Source organism: Streptococcus caledonicus (assembly GCF_042656225.1).
Lineage (GTDB): Bacteria > Bacillota > Bacilli > Lactobacillales > Streptococcaceae > Streptococcus > Streptococcus caledonicus.
On sequence record NZ_JBHSOJ010000016.1, the window covers coordinates 310,496 to 331,806 of the forward strand.

Sequence of the window (21,311 nt, forward strand, 5' to 3'; positions counted from 1 at the left end):
GTCGAACAATAAGAAATAAAATGTGGCTAAAACAGCGATTGCTCATGAATTTTCAGGGTTTATCTGGGGGATGATGACAGGGAGAATTGTTTGAGTTTAGGCTTTGTTTTATACTTTTTTGACTTATTTTATCATCGCAGAGCGATGAGGAATCCTTAGTACCATCAAAAATCACAGGTGAATTTTGACAGCACTAAGGATTGAAAAAATGAGATTGAGGGCATCTTGAAGGAGTTTAGAACTTCAAGGTTTGAGTCATCTACGAATTCACTAAGTGGCACCATTGTGATCCAAGCTTATAGAGAGTAGGACTCGCGGCAGAACCATTGACCTGTAGGTAACCAATCCACGAATATCAGAATGGCCAATGCCCGGAGCTAAGATTTAGACTCTTTCCAGATGCGTTCAATTTTTTCTAAGCTTGATTGTTTTTACTTGACAAAGGGCTTTACATATCAGTGGATTGAGAAAATAATAGGACAAGGCTAGGAGCTGCTGATAGAACTAGAGTTCTTCAAAGCTACTTAATGATGTCCTAACCTTTATTCAATCCACTATAATCTTCAACCTATTCCAGTTTAACATCCTTTATCTAAGTTCACAACCTTTTCCCTTGTATTCCTTTACATCCCTTTTGTTCTCTTATCATTCACTCATTTCATAATGGATAAAAAGCAAAAAAGCTGGATATCGTTTTGATATACTCCCCTTATAGTGGACAGTGAAAAAACAAAAATTCACTAGAAACTAAAAGGGGAGTTTTCGTATGTCAAAAAGAAGTCCAAAATCAGTAGAAGAAAAACTAGAGATTGTTAACTGGTATTTAGAAAAAGGACTGCTTGCAGTTGCTTGTTGCCAATCGTGTCGTCACCCTGTTCCTAACGCTTGGACAAGCCTTGCAGGGCTATCCGTAACTCGCTTTGCTTCTAACGGCTAGCGCCAAAAAGGTAGAAGAAATCAGACGCAGAAACCGATGGTAAGACTCGGACGTTACTTAGAAGAATTTCAAGCTATTAAAGATTATTCCGATAAGCATAGTGGAGCCTCATTAGCCAGTTATGCCAATGACTTGGAGTGTCTCGATCAGGTTATTACAAGTGGCTTAATCACAAAGAGACTACATCTGAGGAGACAAATCGAACACTATTAAAAGTCATCAAGGAACTCCATACCAAACGCAAGGGAATTTTAGGCTACCGTCGAATGACGCGAGCTGTCAATCGGAAACTTGGAACAACTTATAACAAGAAGCGAATTCGTCGCTTAATATGTATCCTTGGCATCTCATCAGTTATTCGCCGTTCTAGAGGCTATTGCACCAAGACCAGCTTTGTGACTATCGAAGAGAATTTTCTCAATCGAGAGTTCACAGCTCAAGCCCCTAATCAAAAATAGTGTACAGATGTGACTTTCTTACGGTATGGACGAGGTTGTAAAGCTTATTTAAGTGCTATTAAAGACCTTTATGATGGTTCTATGGCTTACCATATCAGTCAATACACTTGTCATGGAGAACCTAAGAAAGGCTATGGAAGCTAATCCAGATGCCACACCAATCATCCACAGCGACAGAGGAAGTCAATACACTTCACGGGAATACCGGATGGTAATGCCCCAATATCAGATGACACGCTCTATGTCACGAGTTGGTAAATGCATTGACAATGCGCCAATTGAGAGTTTCTTTGGTCACTTTAAGACGGAATGTTATGACTTGAAGGCTTACAAGACATTTGAGGAATTAGTTTATGATATTGATGACTATATCTATTTTTACAATAACGAACGATTTCAAGAGAAGCACAACAGCCTTGCCCCTCTTGAATTGAGGGACAAGGCCGTTGTGCTTCTCTTATTATTTCATTGTCCACTTGACAGGGAGCAGTTCATTTACCCAACTTTTCAGTATTTGTCTTTTTGTTCTGATAATGTGATTTTAGAACCCACCCATCATGCCTGGATCCATAGCTGGCGCTACTGGAGCAGCTGGTTCTGGTTTGTTAGCAACAACTGCCTCTGTTGTCAAGATAAGACTTGCCACTGATGAGGCATTTTGAAGAGCTGAACGAGTCACTTTAACAGGGTCAATGATTCCTGTTTCTACCATGTTAACCCACTCACCTGTCGCAGCGTTAAAGCCAATACCTGAGTCACTGTTTTTCAATTTATCAATGATAACAGAGCCTTCGTAACCAGCGTTATATGCAATCTGACGAACAGGCTCTTCAAGGGCACGAAGAACGATGTTTCTACCTGTCGCATCGTCACCTTCAAGATCAAGCGCTGCAACTTTTTCAATCACTTGAACAAGTGCTGTACCACCACCAGCAACGATTCCTTCTTCAACAGCTGCACGAGTTGCATTAAGAGCATCTTCAATACGCAATTTCATTTCTTTAAGGGCCGTTTCGGTTGCCGCACCGACTTTAATCACAGCGACACCACCAGCTAATTTCGCCAAGCGCTCTTGAAGTTTTTCACGGTCAAATTCTGACGTTGTCGTTTCTAATTGTGACTTGATGAGGTTGACACGGTTAGCAATAGCTTCTGCGCTACCAGCTCCTTCAACGATAACAGTGCTATCTTTGTCCACAGAAACTTTAGCCGCTTGACCAAGCGCAGCCATTGTCGCATCTTTCAATTCAAGACCAAGGTCTTCTGTAATCACTGTCGCACCTGTCAAAACAGCAATATCTTCGAGCATAGCTTTACGACGGTCACCAAATCCAGGAGCTTTAACAGCAACCACATTGAATGTTCCACGAATTTTGTTAAGAACAAGGGTTGGAAGGGCCTCACCATCCACATCATCAGCGATAATCAAAAGTGCGCGACTTGTTTTAAGAACTTCTTCTAAAAGTGGTAAGATTTCTTGAATATTTGAAATTTTCTTGTCTGTAATCAAGATAAATGGATTCTCAAGATCTGCCACCATTTTTTCATTGTCCGTTACCATGTATTGTGACAGGTAACCACGATCAAATTGCATCCCTTCAACCACTTCAAGTTCAGTTTCCATCCCACGTGATTCTTCGATAGTAATAACACCATCTTTACCCACGCGCTCCATAGCTTCTGAGATATACTCACCAACTTTTTCAGAACGTGATGATACCGCAGCAACTTGTGCAATGGCTTCACGATTTGAAACTGGCTGAGCGATCCCTTTCAATTCTTCAACAGCTGTCGCAACTGCTGTTTCAATCCCACGACGGATACCAATTGGATTGGCACCTGCTGTCACGTTTTTAAGACCTTCACGAACGATGGCTTGTGTGAGCACTGTCGCAGTCGTTGTCCCGTCACCTGCAATATCATTGGTTTTTGAAGCCACTTCTGAAACGAGTTTTGCCCCCATGTTTTCAAAATGGTCTTCTAATTCAATTTCTTTAGCAATGGTTACCCCATCGTTAGTGATAAGTGGCGAACCAAAGGCTTTTTCAAGCACCACATTACGTCCCTTAGGACCTAAGGTAACTTTTACTGTATCTGCTAAAATATCCACACCACGGAGCATTGCTTCACGTGCATCCGCTGAAAATTTAATCTCTTTTGCCATAATTAAGATATAGAGGGCGTTTACCGGACAATAGCAAAATAGGGAACTCAATGACGACGCTAGCGTCTAGTTAAAGTTCATCTTTTTACAGCCGTCCGTAGCCCGTATTCAGTTAAACTCATACCGGCTACCCTCTCTCCTTTCTATCCTTCCTTATATTATCTTTATTCCACAATCGCCACAATGTCAGATTCACGGATGATAAATACTTTGTCTTCACCATCCTTCACCTCAATACCAGCACCCGTTTCAACAAGCACTTTATCGCCAGCTTCAACACTTGGTGCTACTAAATCACCATTTAAGGTGCGAATACCTTCGCCAACCGCAACAACAGTAGCTGTTTTCGTTGCATCATGCGAAGCTCCTGCGAGGACAAAGCCACCAACTGTTTTTTCTTCTACTTCTTCAAATGTGACAACAACACGGTCACCTAATGGTTTCAAACTCATTGTTTTCCTCCTGATTTTGTTTTAGTATATGATAACCGTTTTCACTTTTTGTGATGCGAAAACGAAATTTTAGCACTCTTGTCATACAAGTGCTAACTTACTCTTACCATTCTATCACTTGATCAGAAATAGTCAAGAAAAAAACTCCGGATGCACGCTGTACGCATAAAGAAAATACATGTAATCACTTTTGAGATACATGTATTTTTACAATATATTTTCGGCTATTTTACATTTTTTCGTTATTATTTCTTTATCCCTGTTAGGATTATAACATCATTTTAGAGATAAAATGAGTTTACATGCTGAAAATCTAATTTCTGAAAACCATACTTACTTTATGCATTTGCCCTGTCCTGGATGTCAATGACGCTCTAAGCATTAGATACAACATCTAGCACTCGGCAAGTCATCACAATCTAGGAGTTTTAACGACTTAGTGCAACTTGAATCACATCTCTCAGTTCCCGTCTCTTAGCAATCCAGAGGGGACGGTCATCGTATTCAAAGGTGCGATTGGTTAGAAAAATCGCTGCACACTGCTCCTTACGATTGAGCATCACAAAAGGGCCCGTGTAACCGGTATGGTCAATCCAATCACCATCTAAATTCCAGCCGATAGAGCGTGTCTTATTGCTTAAGCTGATATTGGTCCAAAGGTTTTCAGCAAAATCGTCTTCTAAATAATGCTGGCAGAAACGTTTTAAATCACTTAGTGTTGAAAACAACCCTGCTGACCCAGCATGTCTTCCCAAAACCTTTGCCTTAGGATCATGAACCAAGCCATCTGTTACCCCTTTTACCGTTGGTACAGCACCTTTTACAGGGCCAAAATCAGTTTCAGTCATCTTCCAAGGGATAAAAATGTCTTTCTGAAACATCTCAGCTAATGGACAACCTAAAATTTCTTCTAGCATAAAACCTAGTAAGAGAAAATTGATGTCCGTATAATGAAAAGCCTTATGATCAGTCACCGTGATTTGATTAATAGCCTCTTTTAATTCATTTTCTGAAAGCCTATCACGATTTGGAATAAAAGGATTTATCCCTGTTGTATGGGTCAACAGCTGGCGCAGAGTAACCGACTTATCATGAAATTCAGGATAATACTTAACGAGAGAATCATCTAATCGAATCGCTCCACTATTTAACAAAAAAATACAAATAGTTGCCACACCAACAACCTTGGAAACACTGGCCAAATCATAAGCAAGACCAGGAAGGACGGGAGTCTCCCCGTCCTGCGTTCCTATGTAGTGCTCTCTCCAAACACCGTCACGATAAAGAGCAAGGCTAGCCCCATGATAGAGATTGGCAGCCATTTGTTGATCAATCTTACCTAAAATTGTTTTCATGACTTACTAAACCAAATTTCGATGTTACTAGTATCTCTTGTAACCAGTAATTTTTTATCATCGTAGGCAATAGCACACCCCAACGTTTCCAATTCCTCTTTAACGAGTGCTATTTCACTCTCCACAGGCAACGTAAACTCCAAATACTCCAAGTCCCACACATCATCTGGATTAACTTGAAGGTCCTCACCCTCAGACTCAACAAAACTTATTGCTAGCGACAGATTAAGTTTTCGATAAAAAGCTTGCGCAATACCAACATTTGGAACATTGAGAACAAGCTCTTCAATTGTAAAATCAGATAAGCCCAAAAAATCAGGCTGAGCTTTAAAATCAGTTTTTTCTATCGTAACAAGACTTGCTCTGTCGTTCTCAGCATGTATCAGGTAGGTGTACCCTTGAGGGGAAGTCACCTCAAAAGCGTAGCCATTTTCCCCCTTAAAAAGAGTATCAACAGTAATGTCACGTGCCAATAAGCATTCAATATCAGATGCTCTTGTTACTTTGATAATCGTCTTATGATGTTTTGTTTTACCATTGACAGCACGGGTACGATAAGTTGGTGACTCTTCAATAATGAAAGTCCGTTCAGAGTTTTCGTAAGCAGAAAAAATCGCAATAGCATTTTCTTCAGAAACCAATCTAAACCCTAGAGTTTCTTGGTAAAAAGAAATATTGGCGTCTTTGTCAAATACCCTTACAACAGGTGTTTTGAAAGTCGCTTTCGTTACTAATGTCATATCGTTCTCCAATCTTTTCTATTGTAAAATAAAGTTTAAATTTTAGCAAGAGAATTAAAAATTTAAGAATAATTTAAAAAATGAAAAAAGCTAGGACAAATAATATGCCCCCCTTATAGTGGACAGTGAAAAAACAAAAATTCACTAGAAACTAAAAGGGGAGTTTTCGTATGTCAAAAAGAATCCCAAAATCAGTAGAAGAAAAACTAGAGATTATTAACTTGTATTTAGAAAAAGGGAAATCCATTTCAGGCTTAATAAGGGAATATAAAGTTAGTGATACCACCATTAGAACTTGGGGTCGTAAATACCAACAGCTAGGTGTAGCAGGACTAAGAGAAAGTAGAAATTGGATAAGATACTCAAAAGAAGTCAAAGAACAAGCTGTACAAGATTATCTTAATGGAACAGGTCAACGTATACTATTTGTGACAGGTATCAAATATCCTCTAGAAGTGTTCTCGAAAAGTGGCTAAAACGGTATACTAGTGGTATAGAAATCAAAGCAACTAGTAAAGGATTAAGTCATATGAACCAAGGACGAAAAACCACTTTTGAAGAACGTGTGGAGATTGTCAACTTCACCATTATTCATGATAAGGACTATTAGACAGCGATTGAGAAATATGGCATTTCCTACCAATAAGTTTATTCCTGGGTGAGAAAGTTTGAGAAGGACGGGAGTCAAGGACTCCTAGATCGCAGAGGTAAAGGGTTAGACAGTAAACCGAACCTTACCCCAGAAGAAGAGTTACAGCTCAAGCCCCTAATCAAAAATGGTGTACAGATGTGACTTTCTTACCGTATGGACGAGGTTGTAAAGCTTATTTAAGTGCTATTAAAGACCTTTATGACGGCTCTATCGTAGCTTACCATATCAGTAAGCATAATGGACAATCCTCTTGTCATGGAGAACCTAAGAAAGACTATGGAAGCTAATCCAGATGCCACACCAATCATCCACAGCGACAGAGGAAGTCAATACACTTCACGGGAATACCGGATGGTAACGCCCCAATATCAGATGACACGCTCTAGGTCACGAGTTGGTAAATGCATTGACAATGCGCCAATTGAGAGTTTCTTTGGTCACTTTAAGACGGAGTGTTATGACTTGAAGGCTTACAAGACATTTGAGGAATTAGTTTATGATATTGATGACTATATCTATTTTTACAATAACGAACGATTTCAAGAGAAGCACAACGGCCTTGCCCCTCTTGAATTGAGGGACAAGGCCGTTGCTTAATCTTTTATTATTTCATTGTCCACTTGACAGGGAGCAGTTCAAAATGCCTAAACTTTTTTCTATTCATGCCAAATAGTAACTTATCAAATCTTCTTATAGGTAAAGGTATTTGAAAAGTGCTACCGCAGCGATTGAAGCAAGGATTGGCGCACAAACACCTACCCAAGCGTACCACCATTTAGAATCTGCTTTGTTTTCACCAAGAATTGATTTTGGAAGAATAGCATGGACGATACGAGGACCAAGATCACGCGCTGGGTTAAGACCAGGACCAGTTGGACCACCAACCGCCGCTACAAGTGCCATAACAAGGAAACCTAGAGCAACATGGGCAACTGCTTGGCTACCATTTGTCATTTGAGCCACTTGTGCTTTTGCTGCATCAGCGATATCAGATTCTGACAATTTTTGTCCATAAGCTGCTGCTTGTGAGGTAAGCGTTTCTTTAATCAATGAACCTAGTTCAGCACCAAAGAAGTTTTTAGTCAAACCAAGCGCACCAAAAAAGAGAACAAATGACCCAAGGAACTCATTTAAAAAGCCATTGATTGTTGCTGCTTTACGGCTTTCTTTAGTACCGTTATCCAGAGCATTGATTGTTGAGAATGATCCTAAGATGTGATTTGGATTTTCCGTTTTCATGAAGTATGGGCGGTAAACCATAACAATCATCAACTGACCAAACATCGCTCCTAAAAGTTGAGCAATGATGTAAGCTGGAACATGTTTCCAAGGGAAAAGTCCAGATACTGCAAGACCTAGTGTAAAGGCTGGATTAATGTGGTTACCAGATACGTTACCAAACATAAGCGCTGGCATCATAACTGCCAAACCATAACCAATAGCAATCAAGATCCAACCTGAGTTGTTTCCTTTTGTACCTTTAAGGTCAACGTTAGCAACTGTACCATTACCGATAATGATAAGGAGAGCAGTCGCTAAGAATTCAGTGATATATTTCACTGTCCATGTAACATCCATTTGTCTTAATTTCCTTTCAAAATACGAATTTTTTTAGACATTAACCATTCTATCAAGTATAATAAACAAAGTAAAGGTATATCTTCAAATAAAAACGTTTACTTTTTTATGATTGATAGACTCATCTTATTAAGATTAAAACTTCTACGTATGAAAGGATTTTTATGAAATACAATCAACTATCTTATTTTGCTGTTTCTGAAAACATAGCTGAGCAGGAACTTCGTTCGCTAGGCTTTAATGTCAACTCAAATAAGAGTTTCAAACTAAACTTTAAAACATTCCTCAACAAAATCTTGTCACTTCATTACCAAGATACAGACTACGCCCTGTCCATGTGGATTGCGGATACTGAAACAGACCTACTTTCTTTCTTCCAGTCTGACAAAGAAGTCACTGCCAATATTTTTAATACTGTTGCCTTGCAAGTTCTTGGCTTTATTCCAAATGTAGATTTCAAAGACACGACTGAATTTATCGAAAAGCTCCATTTCCCAATCATATTTGATTCTAGCCTAGGCAATCTTCATCAATTACTTGCTACACGTTGCCCATCTGGCAATACCTTAATTGACCGCTTAGTGACAGAAAATCTTATTCCAGTCACCAATGATTACGCCTTTTTCAATGGAAAATCTCTAGCAACGTTTGATACTAGCAACGTCATTCGTGAAGTCGTTTATGTGGAAACACCAGTTGATACAGATGGTGATGGTCAAACTGATATCATCAAAGTCAATATCATACGTCCTAAAACGACTCACAAAATCCCTGTTATCATGACTGCCTCTCCTTATCAGCAAGGAGTTAATGAACCCGCCTCTGATGCACTGACTCATAAAATGGAAGGCGAATTAACCGTCAAATCAGCGTCAGCTATTTCCTTAAGAGAAGAAAAAATCCAAACACTTGACAGTCAGAGTCAAGCTACTCTGGTGACAGAGACTGAAGAGAGCTTCACAAACCTACCTCGTCCTAGCTACACCCTCAATGACTACATGCTAGCGCGTGGTTTTGCCAATATCTACGTTTCAGGTATCGGTACCCTCAACTCCGATGGCTTTATGACAACAGGGGACTACCAGCAGGTAGAAGCCTACAAGAGCGTTATTGATTGGTTAAATGGCAGAGCTGTTGCCTTTACAAGTAAGACTAGAGAACGTCGTATTGAAGCCATTTGGGCGACTGGTAAAGTGGTCACTTCTGGGCTATCTTATCTTGGTACCATGTCAAATGCTTTAGCAACAACAGGCGTAGATGGCTTAGACGTCATCATCGCAGAAGCTGGTATTTCTTCTTGGTACGATTATTACCGTGAAAATGGTCTTATCGTTAGCCCTGGTGGCTACCCTGGTGAAGACCTTAATAGTTTAACAGAGCTTACCTATTCTCGTAATCTTTTAGCTGGAGACTATCTTCGCAACAATGCTACCTACCAAAAATTCTTGGAACAACAAGGGATAGATATTGATCGAGTTAACGGAGACTATAACCAATTTTGGCACAACCGTAACTACATCAAAAATGCTGATAAAGTAAAAGCCACTGTCGTCTTTACTCATGGTACTCAAGACTGGAATGTTAAACCAATCAATGTCTTTAATATGTTTAATGCTCTTCCAAACCATATTGATAAACACTTGTTCCTTCACCACGGCGCCCACGTCTACATAAACAACTGGCAATCTATTGATTTCCGTGAAAGCATGAACACACTTCTTTCTCAAAAGCTTTTGGGGCAAGAAAATAACCATAACCTCCCAGTAGTTATTTGGCAGGATAACCGTTCTGCTCAAACGTGGAAAACTCTTGAAACATTTGGTTCTCAAAACTACGAAACCTTTGACTTATCAAGTGAAGGCCACATCATTTCCAATCACTATAACGACGATAGCTTTACCAAGTATGGCAAGAATTTCAATAACTTCAAGGCTGATTTATTTACTAAAAAAGCCAACGCCATCACCATTGATATTCCTGTTGAAAAAGCGCTGCTGCTAAACGGGCGTGTCAAATTAACCTTGTCTGTCAAATCTTCAACCAATAAAGGTTTGCTCTCAGCTCAGCTATTGGAACAAGGAGAGAAAAAATACCTTCAAGATATACCATCCATTATTTCTCCAAAATCTCTTGATAACGGCCGTCTCTTTGAAAAAGAACACCTGGTTGAGCTCCCTCAGCGTGAAGCAGCCTATCGTGTGATTACTAAAGGTCACCTCAACCTACAAAATCGTGACGGATTATTAACGATTAAAGAAGTCATACCAGACGACTGGATGCAAGTGACTTTGGAACTGCAACCAACCATCTACGCTTTGGAAGAAAATAGCACCCTTCGTCTTGTCCTTTATACCACTGACTTTGAACACACGATCCGTGATAATAGCGACTATGAATTGACGATTGATTGGAACAAGGCTCAACTAGCGCTTTCTGTGACTAAGTAACCAGATTTTCCTTTCTAAATAATAATCTAAATTCAAAAATTTCTTTTTGTTTCTTTCTTAAAAAATGCGGACGCTCCAAAGGTCTCGGAAGTCTATCAATGATATTATAGGATTTAAAATTCTAATTTTGATTGAATATAATTCACCACTGATACCAATAAGCTGATGACATTGCAAAAAAACAAACCAAGTGAGATAGCTCCAACATGTGATGGATTACCTATGACTGTTATCACCATCAAGATGTTGAGTTGGTAACAATTACTTTATTCGTTGTCAAATTAACTTTTTAAGCTGCATCATTTTTTCTTTAATGTGAAATAATTTAATGAAAACACCACGAGTTCCAGAACATTCCTCACGAAAAACAACATTAATCATTCCCAAAGCAGAAGAACTGCTCTTAGACTTACCACATGTAGCATGTCCTACAACTATCGCTCCCATGATAGTAAATACCGACAAAAACTTCATTTTTTCATGATAAACTCCTTAAGTTTCTTTATGATATCTATTATAAAAATGTTACATCAAATCCATTACCTATTTGTTGTAACATTTTTACATACTAGAGTCTCAGACTAAGTTCCACTTCGGAAACCAAAGTGGAACTCACTTTGGGAAATTACACGTGTTCATTTTTGGTTTGACATCGTTTTCAAAAAATGTTATACTACCTTTGAAAAAATATTTGGAGGAATGGAGCCATGATCAACTAAGCAACATGTTATTGGTAAGCCTTATCAAGATGTGTTTTTAGGTGTGCTCTTTTTCTATTTTCTCTAGCATTCTATCCTATATTTTAGTTTCCCAATTTTAGCCAATAGTGGAGAGATTTTCTCCATTATTTTACTAAGGATTTCAAGATGCCCTAAGAGATTATTCAGCTAACACACTCTCAACTTGATAAGGTTGGGAGTTTTTGTCGTCTTCCCTGAATCGACGACTGGAAAGGAATAGCTCATGTCAACAACTACTACCCACCATACCATTCTTAATCAACAAAAAGAAAAACAAGCATCTCACAAACGTAACATTCACAATAATAAATCTCTACATCCTACAACGAAGGCTCAGAGAGCTTGTGGTTATCACAATCGTGGCAATCGTTAGCAGAAAGAGGTGACGCCTATTTTACAACTCCAAAATCTCACCATCACCCATCAAAAGGACCTCTCTACTCTCCTTAATGACTTATCGCTTGTCGTCAATCCTGGTGACAAATTGGCCATTATCGGAGAGGAAGGAACGGGTAAATCAACCTTGATGCAGGTTCTCTATCAGCCAGACCTCGTCTCAACCTACGCTTCCATCAACGGAAATGTCATCAACCACTTTCACTGCCCTGCTTATCTGCCACAGAGCCTGCCACAAGAAGAGCTTGAGCTTACCGTAACGGATTTCCTTTACCAAGACGCCGACTTTGACCGCCTTGATTTTAATCGCCTCTATCAATTAGCTGACGATCTTGATTTTCCTCTGGCTGATTGTGAGGAAAAAGGGCAGAGCGTAAAAAACTTATCTGGCGGAGAACGGTTAAAATTGCAACTGATTAAACTGCTCAGCTATGAACCAGACCTCATTCTTCTTGACGAACCCTCAAATGATTTGGACTTGGAAACTCTTCAATGGCTCGAATCCTTTATCAGGCGTAGCCAAGAAACCATTATCTTCATCTCACATGATGAGCAGTTCTTGGAGGCAACCGCGACAGCTATTTTGCAGTTGGAACTCGTGAAAAAACGGACCCAATCTAAGGCAACTTATCAGCCAATGACCTATAAGGAATATCAGATATGGCGCAGGGAAACCTACGAGAAACAATTACAGCTTGCTAATAAGGAGAGGGAGGAACATGCTGACAGACTGGCTAGGATTCATCGCCTCCACCAGAGTGTTGAGCATCAATTAAGGAATACCAAAAACGATGTGGCTGGTCGGCTTCTGGCTAAAAAATTCAAAAATATCAAATCTCAAGAAAAACGCTATGACAAAGAAGCTGCAACCTTCACCGCCATTCCCGACAATGACGACATCATCAACATCTTCTTTTCAGACATCACACCGCTTCCTCCTCGTAAAGTTTTACTCAACTGGGAGAATGATGTTTTAGAGACAGGTCAAGTGATTGACCTCCGCATTTTGGGTCAAGATAAACTGGTCTTTACTGGGAAAAATGGGATTGGTAAAACACATCTACTCAAGAAAATTCATACGCATTTGTCTGCGCGAGCTGATATCAAACTGGGCTACATGCCTCAGACCTACGAGGAGTGTATGGATAATCAGATGACTGCGCTAGCCTTTCTCAGCCAAACATCAATGGAGCAAGAGGTCCGTACCTTACTGGCTAGCCTCAAATTTACCAGAGAGGAAGTCTCACATCCGATAGGACAGCTTTCTGGCGGACAAAAAGCCAAACTTTTCTTTGCCAAAATGGTGCTAGAGAAAGCCAATGTTCTCCTTCTAGATGAGCCAACTAGAAATTTTTCACCAACTTCACAACCTGAAATCAGAAAGTTATTGCAAAACTTCCCCGGAGCTATCATTAGCGTGTCACACGACCGCAAATTCATTGAGGAAGTGGCTGAAATACGGTATGAATTAACATCAGAAAATCTTGTACGCTAAAAAGAGCAGGCCACTAGGCTTGCTCCTCTGTGTTTTCTTTGGCTAATTTTTCTCGTTCCAAACGAAGTTTGCGATTAGGATTGAGGAGGGTAAACAGCTCCTCTAATTTTTCCTTATTCCAAACATCAGCCGCTGAAACAAAGTTGCCATCTTTATCCTTAAAAGATATCGGTTTATCTCCCATGTTCGACCTCCTGTATCATTTATTGAAAATTTCATAATAATGACTATCGAATGTTCCAGCATTACAAGTATAGCCATTTGGAACAATCTTGAACAAGGTCATCCCAATGTGGGTCATGACTTTTCCTGAAGAAGGATTTTCCTTAGCATGATAAGCAATCAGTCGTTTTACATGAACATCATCGAATAAAAAACGACTAACTTCTTTAAGAGTTTCTGTCATTAACCCCTGATTCCACCATTTTTCACCTATTTCATAGGTAATTTCAGCCTCTGCACTTTCTTCGTTGATCTGAATGACAAAAACTCGGCCAATCGGTTCGTCTGTTGATTTCAAGGTTATGGCCCAATTATAACGATTAGGATGCTCATATAAATCCAACCACCAATCCGTAAATAGACCATTTTTTGTGATAAGATCGTCAACAATAGACATTTCCTCATAGCTGGTCCACTTCCACACATCTCTATTAGACCAACAATTCTGAAACATGGTTTCTGCATCTTCAAATTGAAATTGTCTTAAAATGAGACGTTCCGTTTCAAGTTGAACTGTACCTTTATGTTGCATAATCTAAAACTCCTATTTATAAAATCTAGTGATTTGCACTCTATGATTTCTCGACTTAAGTTAGATTTTACTATCTCATTCTTAGGGAAAGAGGCTTTGACAATTTATCCACAGACTATCAAGCTCCACCAGACTACCTCACTCTTTCGTTTCTAAATTTTGGCTTAAAAGGTCCAACGGAATTGCCTCGCTCTCTTATTTCTGAACTCGGGTTAACACAGTCCACCGGACTGTGTTAATCCACAAACTCGAATTCAAAGTTTCCGATACGGACGATATCACCGTCTTTGGCACCACGTTCACGGAGGGCTTCGTCAACTCCCATACCACGCAATTGGCGGGCAAATTTCATGATAGACTCGTCACGTTCCATATTGGTCATGACAAAGAGACGTTCTAATTTCTCACCGTAAAGCACCCAAGCGGCATCGTCATCACGTGTGATTTCAAATGGACGCTCGTCTGCATTGAAGCCATAGTAAACTTCATCGTCTTGCATGTCTTCTTCGGTGTAAAGCAGGAATTCATCTGTTTGATCAAGCAGCTCTGCTGTTGCTTCCAAGAGATTGTCCAAACCTTGATGCGCCAAACTTGAGATTGGGAAAATCATTGGCAACTCATCAAATTCATCATAGTTAGCTGCTAATTTTTCCTTAAAAATCTTCAAATTTTCTTCTGATTCTGGCATGTCCATTTTATTGGCAACGATAATCTGCGGACGCTCCATCAAGCGCAGGTTATAAGTTTCAAGCTCGGTATTGATTTGCACATAGTCATCATAAGGGTCACGTCCCTCACTAGCTGACATGTCAATGACGTGAAGAATAACACGCGTGCGCTCAATGTGGCGAAGGAACTGTGTCCCAAGGCCAACACCCTGAGAAGCCCCTTCAATCAATCCTGGAAGGTCTGCCATCGCAAAGCTCTCCCCAGACTTCGTACGAACCATACCAAGGTTAGGCACAATCGTTGTAAAGTGATAGGCACCAATTTTGGGTTTAGCTGCCGATACCACGCTAAGAATAGTTGATTTACCAACTGATGGGAAACCAACTAAACCAACGTCTGCGAGGATTTTTAATTCTAATTCAAGCTGACGCTCTTCACCTGGCTCCCCATTTTCCGCAATTTCAGGTGCAGGATTACGAGGTGTCGCAAAACGGATATTCCCACGGCCACCACGACCACCACGCGCCACGATGAACTCTTGCCCATGCTCTACCAAGTCAGTTAAGACTTTACCTGTCTCCGCATCACGAACAGTTGTCCCTTGAGGAACTGAGACGATAAGGTCTTTAGCACCTTTTCCGTGCATCCCTTTGGTCATTCCTTTTTCACCATCTCGAGCCTTAAATTTACGATTGTAACGGAAATCCATAAGGGTGCGTAACCCCTCATCTACTTTAAAGATGACTGAGCCACCTTTTCCGCCATCACCACCCCATGGGCCACCATCTGGTACATACTTTTCACGACGAAAAGCCACCATGCCATCACCACCACGACCAGCCTTCACACTAATCTTAGCAGTATCCAAAAACATTGACATAACTTATGATACAGAGGGCGCCCAAATCCGATAGAAAAATAGGAAACCAACGATGAGTGCTTGCACAAGAGTTGGTTTATCTTTTTTCCGAGGATTTAGCCCGAGTTCAGATTAGCACAATACCTAACCGAAGTCCCCTCTTTCCTTTCTCTTTTTAACTAAATAGAATAGCTTCATTAAGACCTTAGTCCTTCACGACTATCCCTTTTTCTTTTTATTGATAAAAAGCAGAGCTCTTGCCCTGCCATTTCTCTAATGAATCTTACCTTACATCAAGATGTTAATGGCACTAAAGACCACTCCACCAAGTGTAACCAAAATCATAAAAATGACTACAATTTGCACTAAAATCTCAAAAGGTGTTTTTTTACGATTTCCATTATCACCAAAAGCCATGATTATTCCTCTTCTTTGCTTAATTCTTATCTATATTACCATGAAATGAGGGATTTCGCAAACAATAGTAAAGATTTTTCATTGAGAAATTTAGAAGAATATGCTATATTTAAAAGCGACTTTTAGAAAATAGGAGAGGGTTATGACATTACCTAATTTTGAAGAAAACTTAAAAAAATATGCTGATTTGCTTATTGTCAAAGGACTGGGTGTCAAAAAAGACCATACCGTCATTATGACTGTGGATGTAGAACAGTCACAATTCGCACGTCTTTTGGTGAAATCAGCTTACGCCCACGGAGCTGCTGAAGTTATTCTTGATTACTCTGATGATCAAATTACACGTGAAAAACTCCTCCACGCTGATGAAGATTGCGTGACAACTGTTGCAGATTACGTCGTTGCTAAATCAAATCACTTTTTAGAGAAAAAAGCCAGTCGCCTCTTCATTCGTTCTTCTGACCCAAATGTTTTTGCTGGTGTTGATCAAGATCGTTTGTCAAAAGCGCAGCAGGCACAGTCTCTTGCTCTTGCTGCACAACGAGAAGCTACCCAAGCTAATAAAGTGAGCTGGAATCTTGCTGCCGCTGCTGGTAAAGAATGGGCTGCCCTTGTCTTCCCTGACCTTGCTACTGAAGAAGAGCAAGTTGATGCGCTATGGGATACCATTTTCAAATTAAACCGTGTTTACGAAGAAGACCCAATCAAGGCCTGGGATGAACACCAAGCTAACTTGGTCGCAAAAGCCGAGCTTCTTAACAAATACCAGTTTGATGCTCTGCATTACACTGCACCAGGAACAGACTTGATACTCGGAATGCCTAAAAATCATGTTTGGGAAGCCGCAGGTTCTGTCAACGCCCAAGGTGATGAGTTCATTGCCAATATGCCAACAGAAGAAGTCTTCTCAGCTCCTGATTTCCGTCGTGCAGAAGGATATGTATCATCTACCAAACCACTCAGCTATGCTGGAACAATTATCGAAGGCATGAAATTCACCTTCAAAGATGGTCAAATCACAGAAGTAACCGCTGAAAAAGGCGAAGCTACTATCAAGAAATTGGTTGAAGAAAGTAAAGGTGCACGTGCTCTTGGAGAAGTTGCCCTCGTACCACACAAAACACCAATTTCACTATCAGGACTAACCTTCTTCAATACCCTATTTGACGAAAATGCTTCAAATCACTTGGCTATTGGTCAAGCTTACGCTTTCTCAATCAAAGGTGGTACTGAAATGAGTCAAGAAGAACTTGAAGCTGCTGGTCTTAATCGTTCAACTGCTCACGTTGACTTTATGATTGGATCAGAGCACATGGATGTAGACGGTATCACTGTTGATGGACAAGTTGTGCCAATCTTCCGTGGTGGAGAGTGGGCAGACTCATTCAAATAATCATTTGAAATCAAAAACGCTTGCTCCTGCTGGCGTTTTTTTGATTTCAAAAAAAGACAAACCGAACAGGCTTGCCTTATGTTATGAATCTTATCTATCGAATCACTTCATTAGAGAATATTGTCATAGTCTTCACGTACTTCTCTTGGCCAGACACTTGATTGCACTTCTCCGATATGTTTTTTACGGAGCAAGAACATCACAAGTCGTGATTGTCCAATACCACCACCAATGGTTAATGGGAAAAGGCCGTTTAGAAGTGCTCTATGCCATTCTAGTTCAAGGCGATCTTCGTCTCCAGTGATTTTTACCTGACGTTTCAAGGCGTCTTCATCGACACGGATTCCCATTGAAGACAACTCAAAGGCTGTTCCAAGTTGATCATTCCACACTAAAATATCACCATTTAAACCTTTATAACCACGCTCTGAGTGACTTGTCCAGTCATCATAGTCAGGTGCACGGCCGTCATGAGGTTTACCATCTGGCAAGACGCCACCAATTCCAATCAAGAAGACTGAACCATATTCTTTACACACTGCATTTTCACGCTCTTTTGGTGTTAAATCTGGGTAACGTTCTACCAATTCTTCCGTATGAATAAAGGTGATTTGCTTAGGCAAAATGGATTCAATGTCATATCGTGCTTCAACCGCAAGTTCAGTCAGACGAATTGCTTTATAAACTTTTTCAACTGTTTTCTTTAAATAAGCAATATTACGTTGTCCGTCAGGAATAACCTTTTCCCAGTCCCACTGATCCACATAAACAGAGTGAGTTGGGTCAAGTGAGTCCTCGTCTGGGCGCAAAGCCTTCATATGAACAAAAAGTCCTTCCCCCTCATTAAAGCCAAAACGTGCCAAAGTATGACGTTTCCATTTAGCAAGCGAGTGTACCACTTCAAAAGTGTGTTCAGGAATCAACTTTACCTTAACCGATACAGGATTTTCGACACCTGATAAATTATCCTGCATACCATCACCGACTTGACTCAAGATAGGCCCTTGAACTTCAACAATTTCAAGCTTATCTTTCAAATACTGAGTAAACGTATTTTTAACAAAAGAAATTTCTTCCTGCTGATGGATAAAACTTTTCTTCATCAGAACTCCTCGTTTCATTTCAATAATTGGAACTATTATACCGTCTTTTCTTATGAAAAAAAAGCCCTTATGAAGGCTTTTTATGATAAAATATTCTTTTTGATAAAGGAAATGGCTGATGCAGTTAGCCGACGAGGGCCACGAATATTAGTTACCCCTAATTCTTTTAGTAAATCTAGAGAGAGTTCAATATCAGATAGTTTTTTCAGCAACTGAATACTCATCAACTTTTCATCACCATCAGATATGTTATCTTTGAGGACCTCACAAATATAGCGCACCGCTTTTGTCGGAGCAGTAATATAAATTAGAACGATATCTCCTTTTTTAAGGGATTTTTTCTGATGCCAGTAAACCTGTGAGCTGACAGCGAAGTCTTTATCAATATCATAATTTTTCATATTGGCAGGAATAATCCAGTAATCTGTACCATTAGGATTAGAAACTGTTTTAGGAGCAACCAATTGACGGCTGTTGATTACTAATTCAAAGAGCTCTTGATCAGATACATTACCATCCAAAACCACCGTTACCCATGACTTCTTAGACATATGATAAGCTGGATAAATTGAAGTTTTCTCGATAAGGCTTGGAATATCATTGGGAGAAACCTTGATGTTAATGATTTCCACCACTTCTTTTAACCCCTCTTCTGACCATTCCTCTTCCCCTAACTGCAACTTAGATCGCTCCACAGTACCTACCAAACCGTACCATTTTTGATTATCTGGATGACGAAAAGCTGTAAAGCTAGGGAATTTGGCAAAAGGACTATCCGTCTGATCTCCAAAATTTTCGGTCAAATAAATAGCGAGACGATTGGTTTGTTCTTGAGAAAATGGCTGAGTTTCAAAACAAGTAGCCGCAATTCTTTCTAAAATCTCAAGATAACCCTCTCTAACTTGACCAACAAATGATCCTACTACACGCTCAACACGTAACGCTAAATATTCCTCATCAAGCTCCAAATCAATAACACAAGCAGAAAGATCCCCATCTTTTGAAATGCTAACTCTAGCTTCAAAACTATCCTCTAAGAAGCTCTCTGTATAACGGTAAATCTCTCCATCAAAAGAAAATCCATAAGAAATTAACTTATCAAAACACACTCGCTTTTTGGTAAATACCACATCTTCTAAAGCCATTACACTTTCTCCATAAATATAACAGAAGTCACGACTATAAAAGTTCGACTTCTGCATATTTCAATCAATCATCAGATCACCCTAACATTACTGTAAAAACGAAGAGGCTGGAATCATTTTCCCCAACCTCTTCACCCTTGTTTTGCCCCCTGCAGGAATCGAACCTGCAACTAATTCTTAGGAGGAATTTGTTATATCCATTTAACTAAGAGAGCTAGTAAAAAACCTGCCTAAGGCAGATTTTTATCCGTACGTTATTCGCAACCCTTCTAAGTTAGAGAGTTGAATTGAATAGAACCTATGAGTTGTGCAAAAAAGATCGTTTTCCTCGAACGCCAACGTCCATTGTCAAAACTCCTATTTTGCTTTGCTCATTTAACGGTCTTTATATCTTAGAATTAACGACGGATTTCTTTAATACGAGCAGCCTTACCTTGAAGAGCACGCAAGTAGTAAAGTTTAGCACGACGGACTTTACCGTAACGTACCACTTCAATTTTATCAACACGTGGTGTGTGAATTGGGAACGTACGTTCTACACCGATACCACCTGAGATTTTACGAACAGTATACATTTCTGAGATCCCTTGACCTTTACGAGAGATGACAACACCTTCGAAGATCTGGATACGTTCGCGGTTACCTTCGACAACTTTCGCGTGAACGCGGACAGTGTCACCAGGGCGGAATGATGGGATGTCAGTACGAAGTTGACCTTCAGTCAAACTTTGGATTAATGGATTCATTTGTTATTCTCCTATCTTACTAATCTTAAGAGCAGTCTATCGTCCCAGCGGATTAGCCGTAATTTCTGTGTGTCCATTACACACTTTTATTATTTTAACAAAAAGAGCTCGAACTGGCAAGTTAAATGTTATTGGAAAATACAATCCCCGCGTTGTAAAATGAAGTGCAACAGAAAAGACATGTTCGTCTGATATACTAGAATTCCCCCAACTCAGTATAGAAAGCAGATGAACATGTCCACTAATCATTCTACCAAAAATCGATCTTATTCACACCTCTCAGCCTCTGAACGAGGAGAAATTAGTGCCTATCTCAAGATGGGGAAGAAAAACGCTGAGATTGCTCGCCTTCTAGGTCCTCATCGCTCTGCGATGATAAAATAAGTCAAAAAAGTATACGAAAACAAAGCCTAAACTCAAATAATTCTCCCTGTCATCATCCCCCAGATAAACCCTGAAAATTCACGAGCAATCGCTGTTTTAGCCACATTTTGTTTCTTATTGTTCGACAAGACCAACTTGTACTAACGTCTTCTCAACCGTTCATTAGCCCTATCCGCATAGGCAATAACCTCAGGAGAATTGCCATTTTGACGCTTTTCAAGTTTTTTCGACTTATGACCGACCCTTCCTTTCGCTATAGACTGAGTCGCTTCAATCAACACTCGTCTGACATGACTGTTGCTAGCCTTAGTGATCCCTCCTTTTCGTTCTTTTTCCCCACTAGAATTTTCACTAGGGGTCAACCCAAGGTAAGAGGCAACTTGTTGAGCGGTCGCAAAACGATTAAAATCCCCAATCTCTGTTACGA

The 21,311-nt window shown here is 40.0% G+C and carries 17 protein-coding genes, 1 tRNA gene and 5 pseudogenes; 9 read left to right on the forward strand and 14 right to left on the reverse strand.

The window, feature by feature from the left end; genetic code table 11:
• Positions 1-19: 19 nt before the first annotated feature.
• From ACFPQ3_RS11820 to ACFPQ3_RS05405, 3 genes and pseudogenes are all read left to right on the forward strand, one after another.
• A pseudogene (locus tag ACFPQ3_RS11820) lies at positions 20-94 on the forward strand (transposase); the annotation flags it as partial.
• A 672-nt stretch (positions 95-766) separates the two neighbouring features.
• Positions 767-937: a hypothetical protein gene (locus ACFPQ3_RS05400; protein WP_198039947.1), complete on the forward strand. Its 171-nt coding sequence runs from the start codon at positions 767-769 to the stop codon at positions 935-937.
• A 3-nt stretch (positions 938-940) separates the two neighbouring features.
• Positions 941-1,846, forward strand: a pseudogene (locus ACFPQ3_RS05405) (IS3 family transposase); the annotation flags it as partial.
• 90 nt (positions 1,847-1,936) lie between these two features.
• Here ACFPQ3_RS05405 and groL read toward each other — a convergent pair.
• The 4 genes from groL to ACFPQ3_RS05425 all read right to left on the reverse strand — a co-directional run bounded on the left by groL (position 1,937) and on the right by ACFPQ3_RS05425 (position 6,106).
• On the reverse strand, positions 1,937-3,559 hold the full coding sequence (groL, locus tag ACFPQ3_RS05410) for a chaperonin GroEL (RefSeq protein ID WP_156805651.1): 1,623 nt from the start codon (positions 3,557-3,559) through the stop codon (positions 1,937-1,939).
• A 164-nt stretch (positions 3,560-3,723) separates the two neighbouring features.
• A complete protein-coding gene (gene groES, locus ACFPQ3_RS05415) occupies positions 3,724-4,011 on the reverse strand; it encodes a co-chaperone GroES (protein WP_156805650.1) in 288 nt (95 codons plus the stop codon).
• Between the two features lie 428 nt (positions 4,012-4,439).
• Positions 4,440-5,366 (reverse strand): serine hydrolase domain-containing protein, encoded by a 927-nt coding sequence (locus ACFPQ3_RS05420; RefSeq protein WP_156805649.1) that lies wholly within the window; start codon positions 5,364-5,366, stop codon positions 4,440-4,442.
• The gene (locus ACFPQ3_RS05425) at positions 5,363-6,106 is read right to left on the reverse strand and encodes a CppA N-terminal domain-containing protein (protein ID WP_156805648.1); all 744 of its coding nucleotides are present in this window, start codon (positions 6,104-6,106) and stop codon (positions 5,363-5,365) included. Before ACFPQ3_RS05425 ends, ACFPQ3_RS05420 begins: the two co-directional genes overlap by 4 nt.
• A 170-nt stretch (positions 6,107-6,276) precedes the next feature.
• Here ACFPQ3_RS05425 and ACFPQ3_RS05430 point away from each other — a divergent pair.
• Positions 6,277-7,355, forward strand: a pseudogene (locus ACFPQ3_RS05430) (IS3 family transposase).
• 93 nt (positions 7,356-7,448) lie between these two features.
• Here ACFPQ3_RS05430 and gla read toward each other — a convergent pair.
• Positions 7,449-8,336 (reverse strand): aquaglyceroporin Gla, encoded by an 888-nt coding sequence (gene gla / locus ACFPQ3_RS05435; RefSeq protein ID WP_156805647.1) that lies wholly within the window; start codon positions 8,334-8,336, stop codon positions 7,449-7,451.
• Positions 8,337-8,500: 164 nt separating this feature from the next.
• On the opposite strand from gla, the gene ACFPQ3_RS05440 reads away from it, so the two are divergent.
• The 3 genes from ACFPQ3_RS05440 to ACFPQ3_RS05450 all read left to right on the forward strand — a co-directional run bounded on the left by ACFPQ3_RS05440 (position 8,501) and on the right by ACFPQ3_RS05450 (position 13,414).
• Complete coding sequence (locus tag ACFPQ3_RS05440) at positions 8,501-10,783, forward strand: Xaa-Pro dipeptidyl-peptidase (protein ID WP_156805646.1); 2,283 nt, start codon at positions 8,501-8,503, stop codon at positions 10,781-10,783.
• Positions 10,784-11,746: 963 nt separating this feature from the next.
• The gene (locus ACFPQ3_RS05445; RefSeq protein ID WP_156805645.1) at positions 11,747-11,896 is read left to right on the forward strand and encodes a hypothetical protein; all 150 of its coding nucleotides are present in this window, start codon (positions 11,747-11,749) and stop codon (positions 11,894-11,896) included.
• Between the two features lie 18 nt (positions 11,897-11,914).
• On the forward strand, positions 11,915-13,414 hold the full coding sequence (locus ACFPQ3_RS05450) for an ATP-binding cassette domain-containing protein (protein ID WP_156805658.1): 1,500 nt from the start codon (positions 11,915-11,917) through the stop codon (positions 13,412-13,414).
• A gap of 13 nt (positions 13,415-13,427) precedes the next feature.
• Here the strand turns inward: ACFPQ3_RS05450 and ACFPQ3_RS05455 are convergent, their stop codons facing one another.
• The 4 genes from ACFPQ3_RS05455 to ACFPQ3_RS05470 form a co-directional block, all read right to left on the reverse strand.
• Complete coding sequence (locus tag ACFPQ3_RS05455) at positions 13,428-13,598, reverse strand: hypothetical protein (protein ID WP_121835767.1); 171 nt, start codon at positions 13,596-13,598, stop codon at positions 13,428-13,430.
• A gap of 15 nt (positions 13,599-13,613) precedes the next feature.
• A complete protein-coding gene (locus tag ACFPQ3_RS05460; protein ID WP_156805644.1) occupies positions 13,614-14,168 on the reverse strand; it encodes a GNAT family N-acetyltransferase in 555 nt (184 codons plus the stop codon).
• A 235-nt stretch (positions 14,169-14,403) separates the two neighbouring features.
• Positions 14,404-15,717, reverse strand: a complete 1,314-nt coding sequence (gene obgE / locus ACFPQ3_RS05465) for a GTPase ObgE (protein WP_156805643.1) — start codon at positions 15,715-15,717, stop codon at positions 14,404-14,406.
• Positions 15,718-15,984: 267 nt separating this feature from the next.
• The gene (locus tag ACFPQ3_RS05470) at positions 15,985-16,113 is read right to left on the reverse strand and encodes a DUF4044 domain-containing protein (RefSeq protein ID WP_156805642.1); all 129 of its coding nucleotides are present in this window, start codon (positions 16,111-16,113) and stop codon (positions 15,985-15,987) included.
• Positions 16,114-16,255: 142 nt separating this feature from the next.
• On the opposite strand from ACFPQ3_RS05470, the gene ACFPQ3_RS05475 reads away from it, so the two are divergent.
• Positions 16,256-17,506 (forward strand): aminopeptidase, encoded by a 1,251-nt coding sequence (locus tag ACFPQ3_RS05475; protein WP_156805641.1) that lies wholly within the window; start codon positions 16,256-16,258, stop codon positions 17,504-17,506.
• 110 nt (positions 17,507-17,616) lie between these two features.
• Here ACFPQ3_RS05475 and asnA read toward each other — a convergent pair whose 3' ends face one another.
• The 4 genes from asnA to rplS form a co-directional block, all read right to left on the reverse strand.
• A complete protein-coding gene (gene asnA / locus ACFPQ3_RS05480) occupies positions 17,617-18,609 on the reverse strand; it encodes an aspartate--ammonia ligase (RefSeq protein ID WP_156805640.1) in 993 nt (330 codons plus the stop codon).
• A gap of 80 nt (positions 18,610-18,689) precedes the next feature.
• On the reverse strand, positions 18,690-19,754 hold the full coding sequence (locus ACFPQ3_RS05485; protein WP_156805639.1) for an MmcQ/YjbR family DNA-binding protein: 1,065 nt from the start codon (positions 19,752-19,754) through the stop codon (positions 18,690-18,692).
• A 143-nt stretch (positions 19,755-19,897) separates the two neighbouring features.
• Positions 19,898-19,969 (reverse strand) — tRNA-Arg (locus ACFPQ3_RS05490).
• Between the two features lie 183 nt (positions 19,970-20,152).
• On the reverse strand, positions 20,153-20,500 hold the full coding sequence (gene rplS, locus ACFPQ3_RS05495) for a 50S ribosomal protein L19 (protein ID WP_027971744.1): 348 nt from the start codon (positions 20,498-20,500) through the stop codon (positions 20,153-20,155).
• 234 nt (positions 20,501-20,734) lie between these two features.
• Between rplS and ACFPQ3_RS05500 the strand changes: the two are divergent.
• Positions 20,735-20,875: pseudogene (locus ACFPQ3_RS05500) on the forward strand (helix-turn-helix domain-containing protein); the annotation flags it as partial.
• A gap of 41 nt (positions 20,876-20,916) precedes the next feature.
• Here ACFPQ3_RS05500 and ACFPQ3_RS05505 read toward each other — a convergent pair.
• Positions 20,917-21,311, reverse strand: a pseudogene (locus ACFPQ3_RS05505) (transposase); the annotation flags it as partial.